At 40.9% G+C, this 22,109-nt stretch carries 15 protein-coding genes; 10 read left to right on the forward strand and 5 right to left on the reverse strand.

From position 1 onward, the window contains the following. Nucleotides 1–167: transposase (locus tag G561_RS15735; RefSeq protein WP_155954117.1), on the reverse strand; the 167-nt coding region annotated here is incomplete at its 3' end. A 741-nt stretch (nt 168–908) separates the two neighbouring features. On the opposite strand from G561_RS15735, the gene G561_RS0111505 reads away from it, so the two are divergent. The 8 genes from G561_RS0111505 to G561_RS0111540 all read left to right on the forward strand — a co-directional run bounded on the left by G561_RS0111505 (nt 909) and on the right by G561_RS0111540 (nt 9,266). Further along, nucleotides 909–2,624 (forward strand): phosphoethanolamine transferase, encoded by a 1,716-nt coding sequence (locus G561_RS0111505; protein WP_227674046.1) that lies wholly within the window; start codon nt 909–911, stop codon nt 2,622–2,624. A 51-nt stretch (nt 2,625–2,675) separates the two neighbouring features. Beyond that, nucleotides 2,676–3,368 (forward strand): response regulator transcription factor, encoded by a 693-nt coding sequence (locus G561_RS0111510; protein ID WP_028859695.1) that lies wholly within the window; start codon nt 2,676–2,678, stop codon nt 3,366–3,368. Between the two features lie 66 nt (nt 3,369–3,434). Beyond that, nucleotides 3,435–4,757, forward strand: a complete 1,323-nt coding sequence (locus G561_RS0111515; RefSeq protein ID WP_028859696.1) for a sensor histidine kinase — start codon at nt 3,435–3,437, stop codon at nt 4,755–4,757. Nucleotides 4,758–4,963: 206 nt separating this feature from the next. Beyond that, nucleotides 4,964–5,467: a diacylglycerol kinase gene (locus G561_RS14570; protein ID WP_081794463.1), complete on the forward strand. Its 504-nt coding sequence runs from the start codon at nt 4,964–4,966 to the stop codon at nt 5,465–5,467. A gap of 2 nt (nt 5,468–5,469) precedes the next feature. Further along, nucleotides 5,470–6,276, forward strand: a complete 807-nt coding sequence (locus G561_RS14575) for a PAP2 family lipid A phosphatase (protein ID WP_081794464.1) — start codon at nt 5,470–5,472, stop codon at nt 6,274–6,276. A gap of 82 nt (nt 6,277–6,358) precedes the next feature. Continuing rightward, nucleotides 6,359–6,586, forward strand: coding sequence for a hypothetical protein (locus G561_RS0111530; protein ID WP_028859698.1), 228 nt, complete (start codon nt 6,359–6,361; stop codon nt 6,584–6,586). A gap of 157 nt (nt 6,587–6,743) precedes the next feature. Then, nucleotides 6,744–8,246 carry an aminoacyl-histidine dipeptidase gene (locus G561_RS0111535; protein ID WP_051584530.1) on the forward strand — a complete coding sequence of 501 codons (1,503 nt, stop codon included), beginning with the start codon at nt 6,744–6,746 and terminating at the stop codon, nt 8,244–8,246. Nucleotides 8,247–8,381: 135 nt separating this feature from the next. Further along, nucleotides 8,382–9,266 carry a mechanosensitive ion channel family protein gene (locus G561_RS0111540; protein ID WP_028859700.1) on the forward strand — a complete coding sequence of 295 codons (885 nt, stop codon included), beginning with the start codon at nt 8,382–8,384 and terminating at the stop codon, nt 9,264–9,266. Nucleotides 9,267–9,313: 47 nt separating this feature from the next. Here the strand turns inward: G561_RS0111540 and G561_RS0111545 are convergent, their stop codons facing one another. Further along, nucleotides 9,314–10,180 (reverse strand): LysR substrate-binding domain-containing protein, encoded by an 867-nt coding sequence (locus tag G561_RS0111545; protein WP_028859701.1) that lies wholly within the window; start codon nt 10,178–10,180, stop codon nt 9,314–9,316. 129 nt (nt 10,181–10,309) lie between these two features. On the opposite strand from G561_RS0111545, the gene G561_RS0111550 reads away from it, so the two are divergent. Then, complete coding sequence (locus G561_RS0111550; protein WP_028859702.1) at nt 10,310–11,455, forward strand: S-(hydroxymethyl)glutathione dehydrogenase/class III alcohol dehydrogenase; 1,146 nt, start codon at nt 10,310–10,312, stop codon at nt 11,453–11,455. A 98-nt stretch (nt 11,456–11,553) separates the two neighbouring features. Here the strand turns inward: G561_RS0111550 and G561_RS0111555 are convergent, their stop codons facing one another. Together G561_RS0111555 and G561_RS0111560 are read right to left on the reverse strand one after the other, a co-directional pair. Further along, nucleotides 11,554–12,675: a Fic family protein gene (locus G561_RS0111555; RefSeq protein WP_028859703.1), complete on the reverse strand. Its 1,122-nt coding sequence runs from the start codon at nt 12,673–12,675 to the stop codon at nt 11,554–11,556. A gap of 178 nt (nt 12,676–12,853) precedes the next feature. Beyond that, the gene (locus G561_RS0111560) at nt 12,854–13,864 is read right to left on the reverse strand and encodes a LysR substrate-binding domain-containing protein (protein ID WP_081794465.1); all 1,011 of its coding nucleotides are present in this window, start codon (nt 13,862–13,864) and stop codon (nt 12,854–12,856) included. Nucleotides 13,865–14,057: 193 nt separating this feature from the next. Between G561_RS0111560 and G561_RS14580 the strand changes: the two genes are divergently transcribed. After that, on the forward strand, nt 14,058–15,311 hold the full coding sequence (locus G561_RS14580) for a YeiH family protein (RefSeq protein ID WP_051584531.1): 1,254 nt from the start codon (nt 14,058–14,060) through the stop codon (nt 15,309–15,311). Nucleotides 15,312–15,477: 166 nt separating this feature from the next. Here the strand turns inward: G561_RS14580 and G561_RS0111570 are convergent. Continuing rightward, the coding region (locus G561_RS0111570; RefSeq protein WP_028859705.1) for an Ig-like domain-containing protein at nt 15,478–22,109 on the reverse strand (6,632 nt) is incomplete at its 5' end.

Genomic DNA, 22,109 nt, shown 5'->3' on the forward strand with positions numbered 1-22,109 from the left:
ATGCCATGCTCTCGAGCGATACTGGCAATTGATCGACCTGAGTCTGTCACTTCTTTTACTAAAAGTGCTTTAAACTCGCCGCTGTAAGTTCTTCGTTTGGGTGTATTAGGAGATTGTGTTGTCATGTTAGTGTCCACGATTATTTGTTCATGGACACTATCTCGCATTTTTTAATAGAAAAAAAGATGGGATGGTCGGATGCTTACTAACAATGTTCTGAAATTCATAGTTCTTTAACTCTCTTGAATGGCATTAATTGATTTGGTAGTTAATAAAAATTAAATAATTAACAGATAATATGAGCTGAAATAAATGAGCTTTAATGAGTAATAATGATAGCCAAATGAAATAAAACCACTTCAGAAAACATTAAATGTACTTTTAAATTATTAATCTTAATCAAGTCCTCTAATTTACTTAACTAACCTAATTATATTAGCACATGACCTATTTGTATTAAAACAAAAGATTTATTTATTTTTTAAGTAAATTAAAACTCCTATTTCTTAATAAATAAAAACAATTAATAGTACACCCTATGATTATCAAAGCTTTGCAATATTAAAATTAATAATGATATAGTCTAAACCATATTATTTACTAAGCTTTTATAGTAATAACTTGTAACAAAAACTACACAAAGGATTGCTTTTTAATTTATATTTAAACGAAACTTATATCATACATCAATCACTGACTTACTTATTTAAATTAAACCCACCTTTAATTGAAACCCCATATTTATATCAAATTAATATTAAGTAATGACTCCTAAAACACCAATCAAAACTTTAGGCATTATTGTGAAGTAGAAATAAACAAAACAGCCTCTTAAAAGCACCTTAACGCAATCTTAACGACCTCAGCTTTAACATACAGCCATGTTTTATTTTAGAAGAAGTTTACACATGGTTAATCAAACCCCTCCCTCAGCCAACATGACTCCTATTTCACAGTCAAAAGCAGTCGCTTCAAGCCAGCTAGTGAGCTCCAAAAAGACCTCATATATTAAACAAATATTCCGAAAACCTATCAATGCCAATGTGTTGGTGTTTTTGGTAGCGCTTTATTTAACGCTCACTGCAAACGTTAGCTTTTTTTATAAGCTGACTGCAATTTATCCGCTGAGTCACAACCCTGTCTTTGTAATATCTGTGGGTCTACTACTACTTTGTGTGATTTGGTTACTGCTACAATTGGTGTGCCATAAGTACTTACATAAACCTATGTTGATATTAGCACTTACGATTGGTGCTATCTGTGCTTATTTTACTGACAGTTATGGGACTATCTTTGATACTCATATGCTGATGAATGGGCTTGAAACCGATCAGGCTGAAGCCATGGATTTGTTTGCACCGGCCTTTTTAATACGAGTAATAGGGCTTGGCGTCGTGCCGGCGTTAATTGTCTCACAGCTACACATCAAAGAAGTGCCATTTAAGATTGCAGCCTTACAAAAAATAGGCGCCTTGGTTGCCACCATAGTTTTAGCCGCCGCCTGTCTGGTACCCTTTGGTGATCAGTACGCTAGCTTTTTTCGTCAGCATAAACAGGTACGTTATTACGCCAATCCGGTCATGCCTATTTATTCTTCCATTAAACTAGGCACGGATAAGCTTGATGAAATGCGCCGTCCAAAAACTCTAACTGCCCACGCTGTAGATGCCAAACAAATCGCAGCAACATCAAGCAAACCTAAACTTATGGTCCTAGTAGTGGGTGAAACGGTTCGCGCTGATCACATTAACTTAAATGGTTATGCGCGTAATACCATGCCTTTACTATCAAATACCAAAGACATTTATAGCTATAAAGATGTCAGCTCTTGTGGCACCTCTACCGCTTATTCAGTGCCTTGTATGTTCAGTTACTCAGGTCAAGACAAGTTCGATGTGGATATGGCAGGCTACCATGAAAACGTGCTCGACACCCTACACAAGCAAGGGGTGAATGTGGTATGGCGGGATAATAACTCTAGCTCAAAAGGTGTGGCCGATCGCGTTATCTTTGAAGATTATAAAACTGAAGTCATCAATCCAGAGTGTGATGTAGAATGCCGAGATGTAGGTATGTTAAAGGACTTTGAAAAACTAATAACTCCTTCAAAAGAGGCCAAAGCCAAAGACACCCTATTGGTGCTACACCAAATGGGTAACCACGGTCCGGCTTATTACAAACGTTATCCTAAAGAATTTGAGGTATTCAAACCCACTTGTTTAAGTAACGAGTTGTCAAAATGTGATACTCAGTCGGTTATCAACGCTTATGATAACGCCATTGTGTATACTGATTATTTTTTACACAATATCATTGAAACTTTAAAACCTTATGAACAAGATTATGATGTGGTTATGATTTATCTAAGCGATCATGGCGAAAGCTTGGGGGAGAACAATATTTATCTACATGGCCTGCCTTATAAAATTGCCCCAAAAGCACAAAAACATGTGCCAGTTATAGTATGGTCACCAGCCTCAAATCATATTGATAATCAAGATATCGTATCGCAGTTAAACAAGCCGGCCTCACATGACTATTTAACGCCTACTTTATTACAGTACTTTAATATCAGTACCCAAGAGATGGATCATAAACCTACTTTTTTTAAGGCTCAGCGCTAAATTTTAGTTGCTTAAAATTTTGATCTACTTTGCATAAGTGAAATAAAACACATGAAAAAAATACTCATTATTGAAGATAACCCAGATATTGTGGCCAACATCTACGCCTTTTTTGAGCCCAAAGGCTATCAGTTGGATAATGCCCACAATGGTCCTAGTGGTCTAAAACTGGCCGCTGAAAACCATTATGACGTTATCTTATTGGATGTGATGCTACCGGGCATGGATGGCACTCAGTTGTGCAAAGTACTGCGAGAAAAACTGCACAATAAGACACCGGTGTTAATGCTTACAGCGCGCGATACCTTATCAGATAAAGTAGCCGGATTTGACAGTGGTGCTGATGACTATCTGGTCAAGCCCTTCTCTTTGGTAGAACTTGAAATGAGAGTTAAAGCGCTTATTCGCCGTCATCAAGATGAATATTTTGAGCAGGATATTAAGCTAGGCCCATTGACTCTAAATATTAACAAGCACACTGTCTATCGAGACAACACTCCTCTTAAACTGACTCCGACCGGTTTTAAAATCCTACAAACCTTGATGCAATCTTATCCCAACGTGGTAAGTAAGTCAGAGCTTGAAGAAAAAGTCTGGGGTGAGGATTTACCTAATAGTGATGCGCTGCGTACCCACCTGCATAGTGTGCGCGCTCAAGTAGATAAGCCCTTTAATAAGGCGATGCTAATGACTGTACCTGGAGTGGGGTATCAAATAGTCAGCCCTGAAGATGAAAGCGTTTGATAAAGGCTTTATCATATTATAAAAGCTATATAGCGCTATCCTCTTTTTTTTGCTGGCAGATGACTCATGTTCAACACCGATAAGATCGCCAACAAGTTTCGCTTATCTTACTTGTTTTTCACCCTTGTATTATGCGCCACCTTTATTGCTATCTTTGAGGTTGCTGAAAGTAAGATTGAAAAATTACTGGTACAAAGCTATCTATTACAACAGCTACAGCTAACGACTGAGATAACTGATGCCAGGGCATTATCTACCCCTATTGAACCTGGGCTTGGCGTGCGTATCTATCCCTTAAATTCAGCACCAAAGGATCTGAAAGCTGAAGCGACTTCAGATATCCAAGAAAAAAACGTAGTTACTGACACTGGACAAAAAGCGGATTTGTATTTTTTTAACTATCATTATCATGGTCAAGATTATCTTTTAAGCTACCTAGATACAGGCGCTACTTTAAAGCACCTACCTACCCGCTATGGCAACAGTGATCCATATCCGGTACTGGCACTTTTTGAAGAGCTGGAAGCAATATTTCTACGGGCTTTGGTTGGCGTTATCTTACTCAGCATTCTATTGGCTTTTATCTTCTCTTATTTTTCATCAAAAGCCATTATTAAGCCGCTGCTTGATCTAAAAGATGCGGTAGAGGCCGATCAGCATAATTTTGATGAGCTTACCCATTTGCCCACAGAGGTTGGGGTATTGGCACGTGCCATTGATGACAAAAACAACAAGCTTGAACAGTATCTCAAGCGTGAGCAGTTGTTTACAGGAGATGTCAGTCACGAACTTAGAACGCCTCTGACCATTATTATGGGTGCCTCAGAGGTATTAGAGGCGCAGTTAGCAGATAATCCCAGAGCCTTAGAGTTCACTCAGCGCATTAATAATACTGCTAAAGAAACCTCGGAAATTATCAGCGCTTTGTTACTACTATCTCGCACGCCTGAGAAGCTGGACGCCCCGAAAACTTGCATCAACCAAATTGCTCGAAGTGAAGTGTCTCGATTAAGTTATCTTCTGCAGTACAAGCCTGTCAGCTGCCGTATTGAGGCTGACCAAGATTACCATGCCTTTGTCCGCCCAGAGTTACTTAAAATGGCGCTAGGCAACTTAATCAAAAACGCCTTTCAATATACAGACTCAGGTGAGGTAGTCATTGCTATAGATGCCAATAAAATCTCAGTATCAGATACTGGGCTGGGTATTCCGGATAATATGATGCCACTATTGTATGAGCGCTTTGAGAGAATTGAGCCTAAGGAGCTAAAAATTGAAGGCTCAGAATTGGGACTAAGTATCGTACAGCGCATTATGAGTCATCTAGGGTGGCGTCTAGAGCACAGTAGCAATAAGGCCGGTGGCAGTACCTTTACCATTTATTATTAAGCTTAGCGCTATTTATTATTAAGCTTAGCGCTATTTATTATTGAGCTTAGGACTATTTATTATTGAAGTTAAAGCTATTTACTATCAAAGTTAGGCTCTTAACGTTTTCTTAACCAGCTGTTAATTATACTGAGCCATAAAATAAGGCTATAAAAAGTTATTTATAAGCTATAGCCAGTAACCTTTAGCTGACTTAAGAAATTGTTATGTTTAATAATATCTCCAATCAAACCTCAAAGCAGAATATAAATTCCGCTCCAAAACCGTCTTTTTCTAAAACCGACTCCCACCCATCAAATTTAGATTCGCAAAGTTTTGCCTCCAATGTGAAAGGCAAAAAAGGGGTGGCGAGAATGATAAAAGCAGCAAGCTACTCAATCGATGGCTTTAAGGCTGCTTATGTTCATGAAGCAGCGTTTAGACAGGTTTTTTGGCTCAATCTTATTTTATTAATCGCTCTAGTGTTTTTGCCTTTTGCTTTAAGCCCAAAAATGATTTTAGTGTTTGCCTCATTTTTGTCACTTATCGTCGAACTAATAAATACCGGTATTGAAGCCAGTATTGACCATACCTCTACCGCTCAACATCCGTTGGCCAAAATTGCCAAAGATGTCGGATCAGCAGCTCAATTTTTAGCCTTACTATTGCTTTTCGTCTTATGGGTAATGGCTCTATATGGGGCGTTCGCTCCATTCTGGCCGGCCAGCTAAATATGCGTTCTTACAGTCAACCTACTAAGTACTGTTTTGCAGCAGGTCATCGTAGTCCCTACTATCCTAGTCTATCCCTAAAAAAGGGACTGCTGTTTTTTGGCTTAGCGCTGCTTTCTACCTTAATTTTTGAGCACAGTCAGATTGATGTGACCATAAGTAATTGGTTTTATATCGATGGAAGTTGGCTTATTGAAAAAGACGCTCAGCCCTTTCGATTTATTTTTTATGATTTCCCAAAAACATTGATTATATTGCTAGGCATTTATTTGCTTATAAATTTAGTTGTAAATAAACAGCCTCTAGCCCAGTCGACTCCAGCTAATAACTTATTAGCTGTTAAAATATTGTCTGGCAAAATAAATCGATGGCTATTGCCGTTAAATAAGCGAGAACTTAGTTTTTTATTACTATCTGTCGTTATCGTTCCTAGCGTAATAGCAGCTTTAAAAGGGGTGACCCATGTAAGCTGTCCCAATCATTTAACTATCTATAATGGCGATATACCCTACCTGTCACTTTGGCAAGATATCATTAGTAACAGTCGCGCCAAATGCTTTCCTGCAGCACACGCCAGTGCGGGTTTCGCTTTATATGCCTTTGCTTACTTACCTCGATTTTATCGCCACAAAGTTAAAATAATAATAGCAGTATCTTTACTGGGCTGGATTATGGGTCTGTATAAGATGTTGATTGGGGATCACTTCTTTAGCCATACCTTAGTGTCTATGTGGCTGTCTTGGGCAATAGTTTATGTCATGGCTTTGCTGTTTTTTCGCCCTATTCAAGCTAAGCCTTGCAATAAGTAAAAGTCTACAAATTTCACTTGAATAAACTTAAGAGTAATCCATACTAGGGCAATATGTCGTTAAAATTAAGTAGGAAAATTGCATGAAAAATCCCGAATTAGATCATGATAAAAAAAGACGCCTAGTAGGACACTATCTCCAACAACTCACCAAAACTGACCCTAATTTATACTACTCTTCCACCACAGAAATTGCCCACGCCCTACATCCGATGATTAAAGAGCATATGAATCGTATGCCCGTCGATGAACAAGCTTTATTTAGAAACATCACCGTGCGTGATATTGAAATGCTACTCAGCTTTCGCTAAATCTCACTACTTAGCCGCAATTTGCTTCCTGATTAAAGTTTTAATCTCTAATAGTAGTCCTAACCATGTTTCTATATGTATCCAAAATTGCATAGGTAGCGCTGTGTCACATAAAATAACGGTTTAATTTTTATTGAATCGTTTTTGGATACAGCCCATGTCAACTACCTCCGCAAACACCAGTGCTTCAAGTACTGGCTTAAATAATGATATTAGCCGCCTATCACCAACTTTAGTCTGGCAATACTTCTATGCGTTAACCCAAATCCCGCGCCCCTCTTATGAAGAAGAGGCGGTGCAGCAGTTTGTATTAGACGAAGCTGCCAGATTGGGACTGTGGGCTGAGCGTGATGCGGTCGGTAACGTATTGGTTCGCAAGCCTGCCACACCGGGTATGGAGAATGCGCCAGGCGTTATCTTGCAGAATCACTTAGACATGGTGGCACAAAAAAATGAAGACAGTAGCCACAACTTTAGCACCGACCCGATTAAAGCTTATATCGACCCAGAGCTAGATAGCAAATGGGTAACCGCTAAAGGTACGACGCTTGGGGCCGATAACGGCATTGGAGCCGCCGCTGCGTTGGCAGTATTAGCCTCAACTGATATCGCTCATGGCCCATTAGAAGCCTTATTTACCGCGACTGAAGAGACCGGCATGGATGGTGCAAAAGGATTGCAGCCGAATTGGATCCAAGGTCAGCTTTTGTTAAATTTAGACACCGAAGAGCTGGGCGATATTTGTATCGGCTGTGCAGGCGGCGTGGATGCCACTTTTACCCTGCCCATTGACTGGCAAGCTCCTACTGCAAGCCAAGCGTATCAACTATCAGTTAAAGGGCTAAAAGGTGGACACTCTGGTATCGATATTATCAAACAGCGGGGTAATGCAGCGCTGATTATTTCACGTTTATTAGACAACATTTCACCGCACATCGAAGTATCTTCCATTCAAGCGGGTAACTTACGCAATGCCATTCCTCGTGAGTCCAATGCTATCTTTGTCAGTGAGGCCACCGAAGCTGAATTAAACCAGCTTTTGGCAACTGAAATCGAAGTTATTCGTCGTGGCTTACCTTTTGAGGATCGCAACATTAGTGTGACTCTAGAGGCAGCAGACATGCCAGCTCAAACTTGGACAAGTGCCACACAAGATAATTTACTCACAGCCCTTCGCTTATGCCCCAATGGTGTTGATAGAATGAGCATGGACACTGCTGGGGTAGTAGAAACCTCAGTGAATTTGGCCAAAATTGATACTCAAGAGGACCAGTTACAGCTGCAAAACTTACTGCGTTCCCTAGATGATGATGCCCGTGATGATTTGGCAGATCGCATGAAGCGTCTGTTTCAATCTTTTGGGGCAACGGTTGAATTAGGGGGCGAATACCCAGGCTGGAAACCCGCGCCTCACTCTGCGCTAACAGACTGTGTGATTCAGGAGGGTGAGCAGCTACTAGGACGTAAGCCTAATGTGACGGTGATTCATGCAGGCCTTGAGTGCGGCCTGTTAGGACAACATTACCCACATTGGCAAATGGTTTCGTTTGGCCCTACCATTGAAATGCCTCACTCTCCTGATGAGCGCGTTAACATCGAAAGCGTGCAGAAGTTTTGGACTTGGTTGGTCAACGTACTGGGTGCTCTAAAATCTGCATAATGTCATTAGTACATTGAGGTTATACCATTGACACATTGAGCTTAGGGTGAACCTATTTGGTTTGATAATAATATTGGTTCGCCCTTATTAATATTAATAACACCTCCCTATTAATTAACAAATACAGAGAGAGTTATGGATTTTTTAGGATTTACAGTGGACGTTGCCACGCTAACTGAGGGCACCTTCCAATTAATTACTCGGGTAATTTTGGCCATTCTGATATTGGTTATTGGCCGCTGGCTTGCTAAAAAGATTGTCAAAGTTGCTTACGGCGTCATGAACCGTAGCCATTTAGAAGCCACTGTTGCCAGCTTTTTGGGTCGTCTGCTATACGGTGTACTACTGATTATTGTGATACTGGCTGCTTTAAGTAAAGTTGGGGTGCAGACAACTTCAGTAGTCGCTATCTTAGGCGGTGCTGCGCTGGCAGTGGGCTTGGCTCTAAAAGATCAGCTGTCAAACTTTGCCGCGGGCATTTTGATTGTAATATTCCGCCCCTTCGTGCGTGGTGATTACGTGCAAATCAGTAGCTACACCGGTACAGTTACCGACATTACTCTAATTAACACTCACATTACTACCACCAATAATCATGATGTGATCATTCCCAATAGCGACATCAGTACTTCAGCCATTGTCAACTACACCTCCCTGCCCAATCGCCGCGTAGATATCACCGTCGGTATTGGCTATGATGCTAATATTAAGGAGGCCAAAGAGGTTTTATTGGCCATCGCAAAAGCCAACCCCCTTGCTTTTACTGACCCTGAACCTGTGGTACGAGTAACTAATCTGGGTGACAACTCTGTGGATTTAACCTTGAACGTGTGGACTTCAAATGACGATTGGTGGGCCATGCAGTGTCAGTTACTTGAAGAGTTCAAGGTTGCTTTAGATGATAACAACATTGATATCCCCTACCCGCAGCGCAAAATTCATGTCAGTGGTTTGGACAATATAGTAAATAAAGACTCTTTAGTGAACAAAGACTCGGCTACTAATAGCCAGACAAATTAATTAATAAGTTAATTAACCAGCCCAGTTAACCAAAAAACCTTGCTTTACTAACTCAAATGCTGCTGCAAATACTGTAGCAGCATTTGTATTTTGGTAGATAAGTGCCGGTTTTGTGGATAAACTGCCCAAATACCTTCTTCTGGCTCTCTAAAGTCATCAAGCACACTGACCAGCTCTCCTGACTCCAAGTATTTTTGGACATAATAATCGGGTAACTGCACCACTCCCAATCCCTTTAACGCTGCATCCACCAAGCTATAACCGCTGTTATAACGTACACTGCCACTGACTCGGATATTGCGCTCTCGCTCTCCTTCTTTAAAATGCCAGTAGTCTAAGCTGCCCAGCAAGCAATTATGATTGGACAGCTCTGCCAAAGTTTGCGGTGCGCCATAACGGTCTAAATAACTGGGGGAAGCACACACAAAATTGGTACGGTGACTGAGCTTCTTTGCCATTAAAGTAGAGTCACTAAGCTTACCAATCCGAATGGCCAAGTCATAACCGCCCTCTACTAGATCGACCTTTTGGTTGCTCAAAAAAGCGGTGACCTCAATGTCTGGATACCGCACAATAAAGTCATTGATCAAAGGCAATAGCTGCTGCTCGCCATAGGTCACCGGCGCAGTCAGCTTAATCTTACCTTGCGGGGTGGATTGTAAGCTACTGATGGCTTGCTCGGCGGCATCTAACCCATCCAACAACCCACGGCAATGCTTATAAAACACCCGTCCCTCTTCGGTCAGTGAAATCTTGCGTGTGGTACGGTATAGCAGCTTTATATTAAGCTTCTTCTCTAAGGCACTCACTTGCCGACTCACTTGGGCAATAGAGACACCAAGCTCTTTGGCAGCTCGGGTAAAGCTCTCGTATTCAGCCACATATACAAATTCGCTAATGCCGTCCCACTTCATGATTATTACCATTATGTAAAAGATATTTGTCAAACCCTCATATTATCATCTAATATGAGATAATCTATAATACAAAGTATAACTAGCCCGCCCAGTTTATTTACAACTAATAAAAAAGAGAGAATAACTATGTCAGACAAATTTATTAAATCAAAAGCGGCCGTAGCTTGGGGTCCAAACCAACCTCTAAAAATTGAAGAAGTCGACGTAATGTTGCCGCGCAAAGGCGAAGTATTGGTTAAAGTACTTGCCAGTGGTGTGTGTCACACCGATGCCTTCACATTATCTGGCGAAGATCCTGAAGGTGTCTTCCCAGCAATTATGGGCCATGAAGGTGGCGGTATCGTTGAGCAAGTTGGTGAGGGTGTGACCAGCGTTGAAGTGGGCGATCATGTTATTCCTTTATATACCGCAGAGTGTGGCGTTTGTAAATTCTGTACCTCAGGCAAAACCAACCTGTGCTCGGCAGTACGTGAGACTCAAGGTAAGGGTCTGATGCCAGATGGCACCACTCGCTTCTATAAAGATGGTGAGCCTATCTATCACTACATGGGCTGCTCAACTTTCTCAGAGTACACCGTGCTTCCAGAGATCTCACTAACCAAAGTAAACAAAGAAGCCCCACTTGAAGAAGTGTGCTTACTAGGCTGCGGTGTGACGACCGGTATGGGCGCTGTGATGAACACTGCCAAAGTTGAAAAAGGCTCTACCGTAGCTATCTTCGGTCTAGGTGGTATTGGTCTGGCCGCCATTATCGGATCCGTTATGGCAGGCGCGAGCCGTATCATTGGTATCGACATCAATGAAAGCAAGTTTGAATTGGCTAAGAAATTAGGCGCAACTGACTTAATTAACCCCAAAGACTATGACAAACCTATTCAAGAAGTTATTGTCGAGCTAACTGACGGCGGTGTGGATTATTCATTTGAATGTATCGGTAACGTTGATGTGATGCGCTCTGCGCTTGAGTGCTGTCACAAAGGTTGGGGCGAGTCAGTCATCATCGGTGTCGCTGGTGCAGGTCAAGAGATCTCTACCCGTCCATTCCAGTTAGTCACTGGTCGTGTCTGGAAAGGCTCTGCATTCGGCGGTGTAAAAGGCCGTACTGAATTACCGGGCTATGTTGAGCGCTACTTGGCCGGTGAAATCCCATTACAAGACTTCATTACTCACACCATGCCACTAGAAGATATCAACGAAGCCTTTGACTTGATGCATGAAGGTAAGAGTATCCGTAGTGTTATTCACTTTGATGCTTTAAACGATAACGTTTAACCCTTCAAATAAAGACTTGCTTTAAGCTTAAGATTAAGCTAAACAACAGGGCTAAATAACATTGTTATTTAGCCCTTGTAGTTTGTTATACAGTCCTTTTACTGGCTCACTTTTAAATCTATCTCATAACTGGTACTTCGTCCTGAAGCTTGTGACTTTTTAAGCATACTTTTATCAATCAAGTCGTTGATATCTCTTAGCGCCGTATCTTGCGAACACTTCGTCATCACTGCCCACTTTTTAGTGGTCAGTTTGCCATAAAAGTCAGTCAGCAACTTGTTTATCATTATCAGCTGTCTCTCATTTAACGCCTGCTGTCGATGTGTCTGCCAAAACTGAGCTTTGACAATGGTTTTCTGTGTCGTTTCATGCGCTTCAATCAAGGACTGCTCTAGTGTTTCTAAAAACCATATCAACCACTGGGTAATATCCATATCTCCTTTTTGAGTCCGCTCTAAAATTTGATAATACTCATTGCGTTTTTTTAGAATTTGAGCAGACATACTATAAAATCGCTGACGACTGCCATCACTTCTTGCTAATAGCTTTTCAGTCAGTGCTCTGGTTAATCGACCATTACCATCATCAAAAGGATGTAAGGTAACAAACCAAAGATGCGCTATACCCGCTTTTAATACCAAATCCAGTTCATCCGTAGTGTTGAACCAGTTTAGAAACTCAGTCAACTCGTTGGATAATCTATCAGCATTAGGAGCGACAAAATGTACCTTTTCACGTCCATACCCACCTGAAACCACTCGCATCGGTCCCTTAATATCAGTGCGTAGTTGTCCAACCTCGATATCATATAAACCACTTTTCCCAGTGGGAAATAAAGCATGATGCCAACTGAATAGATCATCGATCGAAAGTGGCCTATCAAAATTATAAGTAGCTTCAAGTACCATTTCGACTACGGCATCAACTTCTCGAGTTGACTGGCTTAACGTCCCAGTTTCAATACCTAGATGTCGTGCTACTGAAGACCTAACTTGCTCATTATCTAAGTTTTCGCCTTCAATCTCTGACGTATTTATCACTTCTAAGGCCACCGCATCCAATTGAGCTTCTGAATTTAAATCAAACCCAAGGGTAGAAAGCTTGCCTATTAAGCTTCCTTGTAAGTGACGCACTCGAGCAACCAAAGACAACAGTCTTTTATCTGACCATTGCCACTGTGTCCAGTCTTGGCGCTCATGTATATAAGTGCAATTAGTCATCAATTCCAACTTTATAATATTTTATAAAAAGTTACTTTATGCTCCTATTTTACCCCCTTAAATAGAACTATTTACGGAGGTAAAACACCCTATTCACTGCATATTATGCGGTGAATAGCAGTATTAATCAATGCAGGTTTCAAATGATAAACTTTATAGTGGACTCAATCTCTAATACTTAGCTGTTATTCTCCGCTATCAAGCCTGCCACAAACTCTTGCCAGATATCGCTTTTATGACGTTGTTTGTGCCAAATCATCCACCATACTCTTTGCAAATCAATGTCTTTGATGTCTATTGCAATCAGACTGCCCTGCTTTAAATCCGCTTCAATCACATGCTGTGACAGACAGCCGAAACCTATATCGGCCTTTACCATATTTTTTATGGCCTCCGATTGCTGAATAGCTAGTACTACCTCAGCTTGGGGCATATATTGTAGTAACTGCTCGTCAATAACTTGTCTGGTCCCTGACCCCGGCTCACGTACCAATAATGGAATTTTAGCCAACTGTTTGGTAGTTAGTTGATAACTTGATTCTTTATACTTGTCATCACTTGTATTGTTTTGCTGCTTAGCTGCAATACCCTCTAGCCACTTACTGTCTTTTTTGGCAAAAACTATTAACTTGTCGTGGCGCCAAGCTTTTTGTTCAATTAATTTGCTATCAGTCGGTCTTGGCATGCCTTCTACCAAGCCTATATCTACTTTTAATTGCTCAACCTCACTTACCACATCGCGGGTATTACCAATAAAAAACTCTACTTTGGCATCGGGCCTATCGCCATAAATCTGCTGAATCAAAGACGGCAACACATAATTGCCAATAGTAGTACTGGCGCCGATATGAATACGCCCGGCTTGATATTGATGATACTGCTCCAAAGTTAGGCACTGACTCATTATGGCTTGGGCCTGAATATAGATGGCTTGAGCATTATCATTGCGATGCAAACGCCGCCCTATTCGTTCAAACAATGGCATTTTCAGCCGATCTTCAAGCTCGGTTAGCGCACTACTCACCGCTGACTGTGATAAATGCAGCTGCTCACTGGCAGCACTGGTACTCCCTGTCTGATAAATACTAATAAATACCGACAACTGCTTTAGGGTAATCTTTGGCAATAAAGCCTGACCAATGTTTAGGGGATAAGTGTCCGTCAGTTTTTGGGAAGTTGAGGCTGGCATGTTAAGGGCCTTGTAGGGTTGATAAAAATTCTGGAAAAGGAAAATAAAAATACACTAACCTATTTTATCGATAAAAACTATCTAATCAATCTGTTTTATTAATATAGAGAAAAGGAATATAGTAATTCTTAAATAATATAAATTTAATAACTATAAGCTAAGGCCAGATGTTTAATAAGCAGCGAGTGATTTTATGAAAGCCCATCATGCTCCATTTGACACCCATCCTACTCAGCGAAGTCAAGATAATAGAGGATTGAATCAACTGTCTGTGCCTTTATTATTAAACAAAATGCTAGGTGGCTATCTACCGCAACGTGAGCATGTATTGGGGCTACTAACGGTATTATTGGGCAGCTTAACCAGTATTTGGCTCAATGCACGTATTGAAGTTTGGACTGAGGGCAGGCTACTCGGTTTGTCATCATTAACCCTAGCTATATTGATAGGTATGGTGCTTGGCAACACTCTGTATCCAAAGTTTGCCAAACCGTTAGCAGCTGGAGTTACTTTCTCCAAAGCCCAGATATTACGCTTGGCCATTGTGTTATACGGCTTTAAGATTACCCTCTCCCAAATTGGCAATGTGGGATTATCTGCCGTAGCTATTGACGCTCTAGTGCTAAGCTCTACCTTCATTATTACTTATCAACTGGGTACCAAATGGCTGAAGATGGACAGAACCACTACCCTACTTATCGGCTCAGGGGCGAGTATATGCGGTGCTGCTGCGGTCATTGCCACTGAACCTGTAGTTAGAGCTGAATCACACAAAGTTACTATCGCTGTGGCGACTGTGGTGGTGTTTGGTACTTTATCAATGCTGCTATACCCCCTGCTATATCAGATGGGCTGGCTTGCCGGCTTGATTGATGCTCAGCACTATGGCATCTATATCGGATCCACCATTCACGAAGTGGCGCAAGTGGTGGTCGCCGGTAATGCCATTAGTCCGGAGGTGGGTAATACTGCCGTGGTTACTAAAATGATTCGGGTGATGATGCTTGCACCCTTCTTATTACTGTTGTCTATTTTTATTACCTCTACTGAATCTAAAGATTTTAAAAATATTAAGATCCTATCAAGTGCTATAGACCGTCAGCAAAATCAGCCTAATAAACTAAAGCTTTTAGCTCAGCGACTAAAACAAATTCACGTGCCTTGGTTTGCTTTTGTTTTTATCGCTATGGTGGCAGTGAACTCTGTACTTATGGTTTCACCCACTCCGATGATTCAAAGCTTTACCGAGCGTATGATTGATTTGGATAATTTATTACTGACGATGGCGATGTTTGCTTTGGGCCTAACTACCCATTTTAGTGCGGTTAAGCAAGCCGGTATTAAGCCTCTTATCTTAGCGGCTGTTATGTTTGTTTGGCTTATCTTGGGGGGTGGTTTTATTAACTCTTTTGTTGTTTTTTTTAAATTTGGGGGTATTTCTATCTAATATAGATAAATAATAAATTTATGATATTAACTAATATAAATAATCTCAGCTTTTCCAATGCTTATAATATTAATTTGCAACGACTATTTCATTTAAGCTCTGCTTATGTACAACAAACAAAAACGCCCTCATTGGGAGGACGTTTTTGGTGAAAAATAACTTTTAATTAAAGAACAGGTTCAATATTAGTATCAATATAAATAGTTCTATTGCTAGCACTATATTCAAAGTAGCTATTGCCACCATACTCTATAGTAGTACCTGCATCTTTCCAGCCTAAACCACCTAAGTTTACAGTGTCATTGCTACCACCTTTGATAAACAAACCTTTATAACCTGAGTCTAGATTACCTGTAGAACTATTATAAGCTAAAGCTAATCCTGTATTAAAAGTATTACCTTTATTACCAAGGTCAACTATCTCTACACTAAATAACTCATTGGCGGAGATACTATTTCCTGAGCCCGTCATTACTAAAGTATCAACTCCTGTTCCACCCTTGATGTTATTAGTTCCTGTCATATCAATAATTTTATTATTACCAGCAAACTCGATAACATCATCACCTGAACCAAGATCAATAGTGCCACCATACAGGTTATTAAACTTAACAGTATTGCTAGAGTCATCGCCCGATGCAAAAACGACTGAACCACCTGTCATGTTGATACCATCAACATTATTGAATGAAGTTAAGACATCATTTGCACCTAAATTGATAATACCGCCTTGTAGGTTATCTACTTTGACAGTATCAACTTCATTGTCCTCATTAGCCTCTTTAGTACCGGTATATACGGTACCACCTGTCATAGTAGTTATTGATAGTTTATCTTCACCAGCGCCTAAAACGATATCACCTTTGCTAAAAGTACCAATAGTAACTTCATCGTTGTCAGCACCAGTATCTACCAATGGTGCACCACCTGATGAACCTAAATAATTTATATTTACTGTATCTCTACCCTCTCCAGTATAAATCTTAGCCTCAGCATAGGCATAACCTCCAACGTTAACGGTGTCATTACCTGCTCCAGAGTTGATTATCGCATTCTTACCAACCATATCACCATGGACCGTAATTATATCTTTATCTTTACCGGTAATAATAAAGGCTTCTTGACCTCCATGTATTGCATAAAGGCCACGCTCAGTGCCAGCGTCCTCTTTTTTACCAACTGTAATAACATTGTCACCATCACCCGCCTCAATTTTAACTTTATGAGCTAAGTACCCTCCAGATGTTGAAGTAACCTCACCACCAATAGTAATTATATCATTACCACTACCAGCGCTGATACTTGATGTACCCCTTAAGTCAGAGCCCGTTGTAAGCTCGTTATCACCATCGCCCAAGTCAATGGTTGTGTGTAGAATTTCGTTACCAATAGTAACGATGTCTTTGCCTGAACCTGTTTCGATATAAGATTCACCCGTAACCGATGTTCCGATATTAAGCTCACTTCCGCCATCACCGAGTTTGATAGTGGCATTATCAACATAGTTCTTAATATCTACAGTATCTTTACCAGTACCAGTGATAATAGAGGCTGAGTTAGAGACATAGTCACCTATCGTTAAGGTATTGCCACCATCACCCAGATCAACAGTTGAATTATTTACATAACTGCCGATAGTGACGGTATCAGCATCGTTCCCAGTTTTAATCGAAGCTGACCCTGACACATAACTGCCAATATTAAGCGTGTTATCACCATCACCAAGTTTAACTGAGGCACTTTCAAGATAGGTCTTAATATCAACCGTATCCTTACCAGTACCAGTAACAATAGAAGCTGAACCAGATACTGACTCACCTATCGTCAAGGTATTATCACCACCACCTAAGTTAATAGTTGATGAGCCAGATACATAGGTTCCAATATTTACTGTATCAGCATGTTTACCAGTATTAATAGATGTAGAGCTATTAATATATTTATTAATATCAATTTTATTAATACCATCACCTAGGTTGATATTGGTACTGCTAACTGCATTATCTACTTTTAAGTAATCGTTATCCTTACCAGTGGTGATATTAGTAGTACCTAAACCACCCAAGTTATAAGTAAGAATTTGGTTATTACCATCTCCTAAGTCAATATTCGAACGTCTTATTCCACCTCCCGTTACATCTAGGAGATCATCACCACCTAGTGCCTTAATAGTACTTAAATCAATAGCATCGTTAGCAGCTTGGCCATTAATAAGAATTTTGTTGTGACCGCTACCCATATCAACGACAATACTACCCGCATTGCCTGACCCTGCTAAGCGGGCAATAGAATAAACATCATTCCCCTCGCCCATATAAACAGATGTATTGGTGTTTTGAACACCTTTAACAATCATAACATCATCACCTTTACCAGTGATAATACTAAACCTATTAGCAGCACTTAGGCTATAAGTAGCAATATTTCGCTCTACTAAGATAATTTGACCTGCATTATTTTGATCAAATCTTAACTCCCAGTTTCCAACACCATCACCATCGTAATCTCCTGTTTGACCTTCTATCCAACCGCCTGTCGCTGTTTCTGGTCTATCAGCTGGAACTAAGTCACTTGTTGATAAAGCACCGTTGTCATTATTATTAAAATAATAAAATTCAGCGAATTCAGTTGATGTATTACCTGCTTTATCGACAAAACTTAATGGTAAGTATGTATCAAAAGCACCCTCAATAACTTCTGGATTGCTTCTACTACCATTATAGTTTTTTATATCCGCTATCATCTTAGTTTGTTCGATGGTTAAGGTTAGCTTCCACTCTCCATTTTGGTCAACAGTAGTAGCTATTTCACCTTCATCAAAATTAAATATACCGTTTTTGTTGACATCAACAAATACTTTACCACCCGGCTCAGAGTATTTACCTGTTATGACTCCTTGACCGTCAATGATGTCATAACCAGTTACGACAGGTGATTCTGCAACTGTATCAAGTATGAATGAAACTTCTTTATTGGCAGTTTCAGTCACACCGTCTACTTCGGTTATACTTGCTTTATACACAAATTCCCGGCCTTTTGTATCGGTTATAGGTAGCGCTTCATTCGCCCAACTATAGGTAACTTGACCTGTCACTCTATTAGTTTCCATTGAAGCATTTGCAATATCCAACTCAATGGGGTCACCGATAATATTATTTTGTGAATCTACTTGCATACCTGTGACAGTTACTTTTTGACCTTGAAGTACTGGTCCATCTAACACAATAGAAACTACTGGTGTCGTATCATTTGTAATACCTTTCAATTCTGTTTGCTCATTTGAAACACTACTATCAGCAACGACGCCAGTGTAAGCTCCCTCAACGCCATAATGATTTGATGCCGTATTTTCAAATCCTGGGCGACTTGATGATATAAAATCATCTTTTATCACTAAAGACTCAAGTTCTGCAGGTTTACTGACAACTATTTGGACTTTGTTATTTGCATCATTAGCATCCTTATTACCATTACCAGCAGCATCTGTAGCTACATCATTTCCAATAGACAGTTCAATTTCTATAGATTCTTGGCCAATAGGTATAGAGCTAGGTGCAGTATAGATCGCTTTAAATACGTACTCACCATTTATTTCTATAGGACCCGTTAAGTCAGATAAAGTACCACCACCAGAAGTTATGTTTACTTTACTCAAGTCAAAGTTTTCAACTGGCTCATTAAATATAAACGAAACTTCGTGTTTACTATCAGTAGCTATATAAGACTCACTATCACTTCCTGAACTTTCAATTCCATCAAACTCTATTGCAACTTGTGGTGCAATAGTGTCTATCATGATTGATGCAGTTCCATCCTGTGACGTATTACCCGCCGCATCGGTAACTGTCGCCGTAACTTCTAAAGTTGAACCTGTCGTATCACTATTTATATTCACTAAACGCTCAGCATAGCCTTTAGTGATATCAGTTTCAGATACGATAATTTTTATACTTTGAGTAGTTTCTAGGCTGTTCTCATCAGTTAACCTAGTAGATAACTCGATTATATCGCCAGCTTCTGTACCCTCAGGTAATGTCACTCTTATAGGTGTATTACTAACATTGTAGCCTGTACCATTTTCCTCAATATTGATGTATCCATTGTCATCAATATTCTCTGGGAATGTAATAACAGGCTGACCTGGGACCACGACATCAACTTCGTATGGGCGTTCTGCCATTGCTGTACCTTGGTTACCTGCGGTATCAGTTGTTGTCACACTGACACCTACCTTACTGTCTTCAGCTAAGTCAGAGCCAGTAACTTCAATGCTGAAACTACCTTCAGCTGTCACTTTGCCTGAGTAATTGCTATTACCATTGACCGTTAAAGTAACTGTATCATCTGCATTATATTCACCAGTGACATGACCAGTAATAGTAATGGTTGAGCCTGCTTCTGCAGCATTAATGATATCGTCTTCAGCAATAATATCTACGCTGATATTCAAGCTTGGTGAGGTCTTATCAACAGTGATTGCGCCAGTTTCTGCAGTTGCGGTATTACCTGCCGCATCTTGGGTGGTGACTACGACTTTTTCATATTTACCTTCTGGCAATACATAGCTACCTTCACTGGTGGCTTCAAGGGTTAAGCGTGAACCATCTACTTTCACCGCAACAACGCTGACAATCTCATCACCTTCATCAGTACCTGTAATACTAAGCGTACCGTCATTGGTGATACCGTCTGTATCCTCACTACCTGTATCATTTTCTAAACCAATCTGTGGCGTAGAGATATCAGTATCTGCTGTCGGAACAGTTGCTTCTTCTGAACTACCTACGTTACCTGCTGCGTCTTTAACACTGGCAGTAACCTTACTGCCTGGCTGTATATTTATATCGTGGCCATTTAGTAATATATCTTCAGTAATAGTTACTTCAACTGGCTGACTACCCTCAACAACGATAGTTAACACATCATTGATCTGTGCATCTGGTCTTGGCTTAATATTAACGGTAATAGTACCATCATCATTAACATCGCCTTTGTTGTATTCAGCATCAGCGCCAGCACTTGGTACAGGCACTGTAATAATAGGTGCTTCAGGGGCAATGGTATCCGCTGTTGCCAGCTGCTTAGTTGCGCTCATGCCTAGATTGCCTGCTGCGTCTTTCACGCTTGCAGTTACTTCGCTTCCAGGCTTAACGCTTTCCTGATGACCTTCAGTAAGCATATCCTCAGTGATGGCTATCTCTTGACCATTCAAGATTAATACATCATCTACTTCAGCATCGTCTGGTAGTTTAATAGTGACAGTGACATTACCATTTTCGTCAACATCACCTTTGTTGTACTCTCCATTAGCACCAGTTGGCTCAGGCACTTCAATTGTAGGTACGCTTGGCGCTGTTAAATCGGGAGCAACTGCATCTACAGACTTACCAGGGTTACCCGCAATATCTGTTGCTGTTACGGTGATGGTTTCTGAATTAGTTAATGCTGGGCTCAATAGTATTGTATAGTTACCATCAGCGTTAGCTTTGGTTGTACCTATAGTTTTTCCAGCAGCATCTTTCACCTCAACGGTTGCACCTGCTTCTGTTTGACCAGTGACTGCCGCACCATTATCAGTGATTTGAGCTGTAATTGAGTCAGGACCTGTTAAGTCAGGCGCAGTTGTAGTACCGGATTCTGATGTATTACCAGAACCATCCTTTAAGGTAACGCTAACCTCTTCACCGTTAGTTAATGCAGGATCAAGCGTTGCGGTAAAGCTGCCCTCTTCGCCAATGGTACCGGTGATAGGCTTATCAACACCTGGCACAGTAATGCTCACGCTAGTGCCTTTCTCACCAGTCACAGTCACTTCTTCGCCGGTATCGCTAATCTCAACTACTGGCGCATCAGGTTTGGTGGTATCTCGTGCTGTAGCGTTAACTGGATCTGTGCTGTTACCAGCTTTGTCTGTCGCAGTCACAGTTACCGTCTCACCATTGGTTAATGGTATGGTCAAGTCTGCTGTGTATTCACCCGTTTCTTTATCTGCTACAGCTGTTCCTATGATTGAACCATTGGCATCTTTAATCTCAACAGTTGCACCAGGCTCAGTAGTACCTGTCACTTGAGTGCCTGCTTCGTTGAATTCAGCAGTAACTGACTCAGGCGCAGTTAGATCAGGCGCAGTTGCAGTACCAGCTACTGATTCATTGTTAGAACCATCAGTTAAGGTAACGCTCACGTCTTCACCATTGGTTAAGGCAGGTGCTAACTCAGCAGTAAAGCTACCGTTTTCGATAGTACCTTCTATAGGACCACCGTTTGGCAAGGTAATAGTAACGCTTGCACCTTCTTCACCAGTCACAGTAACTTGTGTACCGTCCTCATTAATCTCAACTACTGGCGCTTCTGGTGCTGTGCTATCAGGCGCAGTTGCATCAACCGGATCTGTAGTATTACCAGCTTTGTCTGTTGCTGTCACAGTCACCGCTTCACCATTGGTTAATGGTGTAGTCAAGTCTGCTGTATAGTCACCTTGCTCATCTGCTACAGCTGTGCCTATGATTGAACCATTGGCATCTTTAATCTCAACTGTCGCGCCAGGCTCAGTAGTACCTGTCACTTGTGTGCCTGCTTCGTTGAATTCAGCATCTAGTGTTTCTGGTGGTGTTACATCAGTGACTTCAGGCACAACAATGCCATCAACCTCTCCAAGCTTCGCTTGTAGGTCTTCTTTATCTTTACTTGGGTCAAGTAAATTAATAGCCTCTTGTGCTGCTTTCTTAGCTGCGACTACTTTGTCTTGTAGATCTTGTAGATCGTCATGCTCTTGTTGAGTAATAGAGCCGTTCGCTT

This window comes from Psychrobacter phenylpyruvicus DSM 7000 = NBRC 102152 (assembly GCF_000685805.1).
Lineage (GTDB): Bacteria > Pseudomonadota > Gammaproteobacteria > Pseudomonadales > Moraxellaceae > Psychrobacter > Psychrobacter phenylpyruvicus.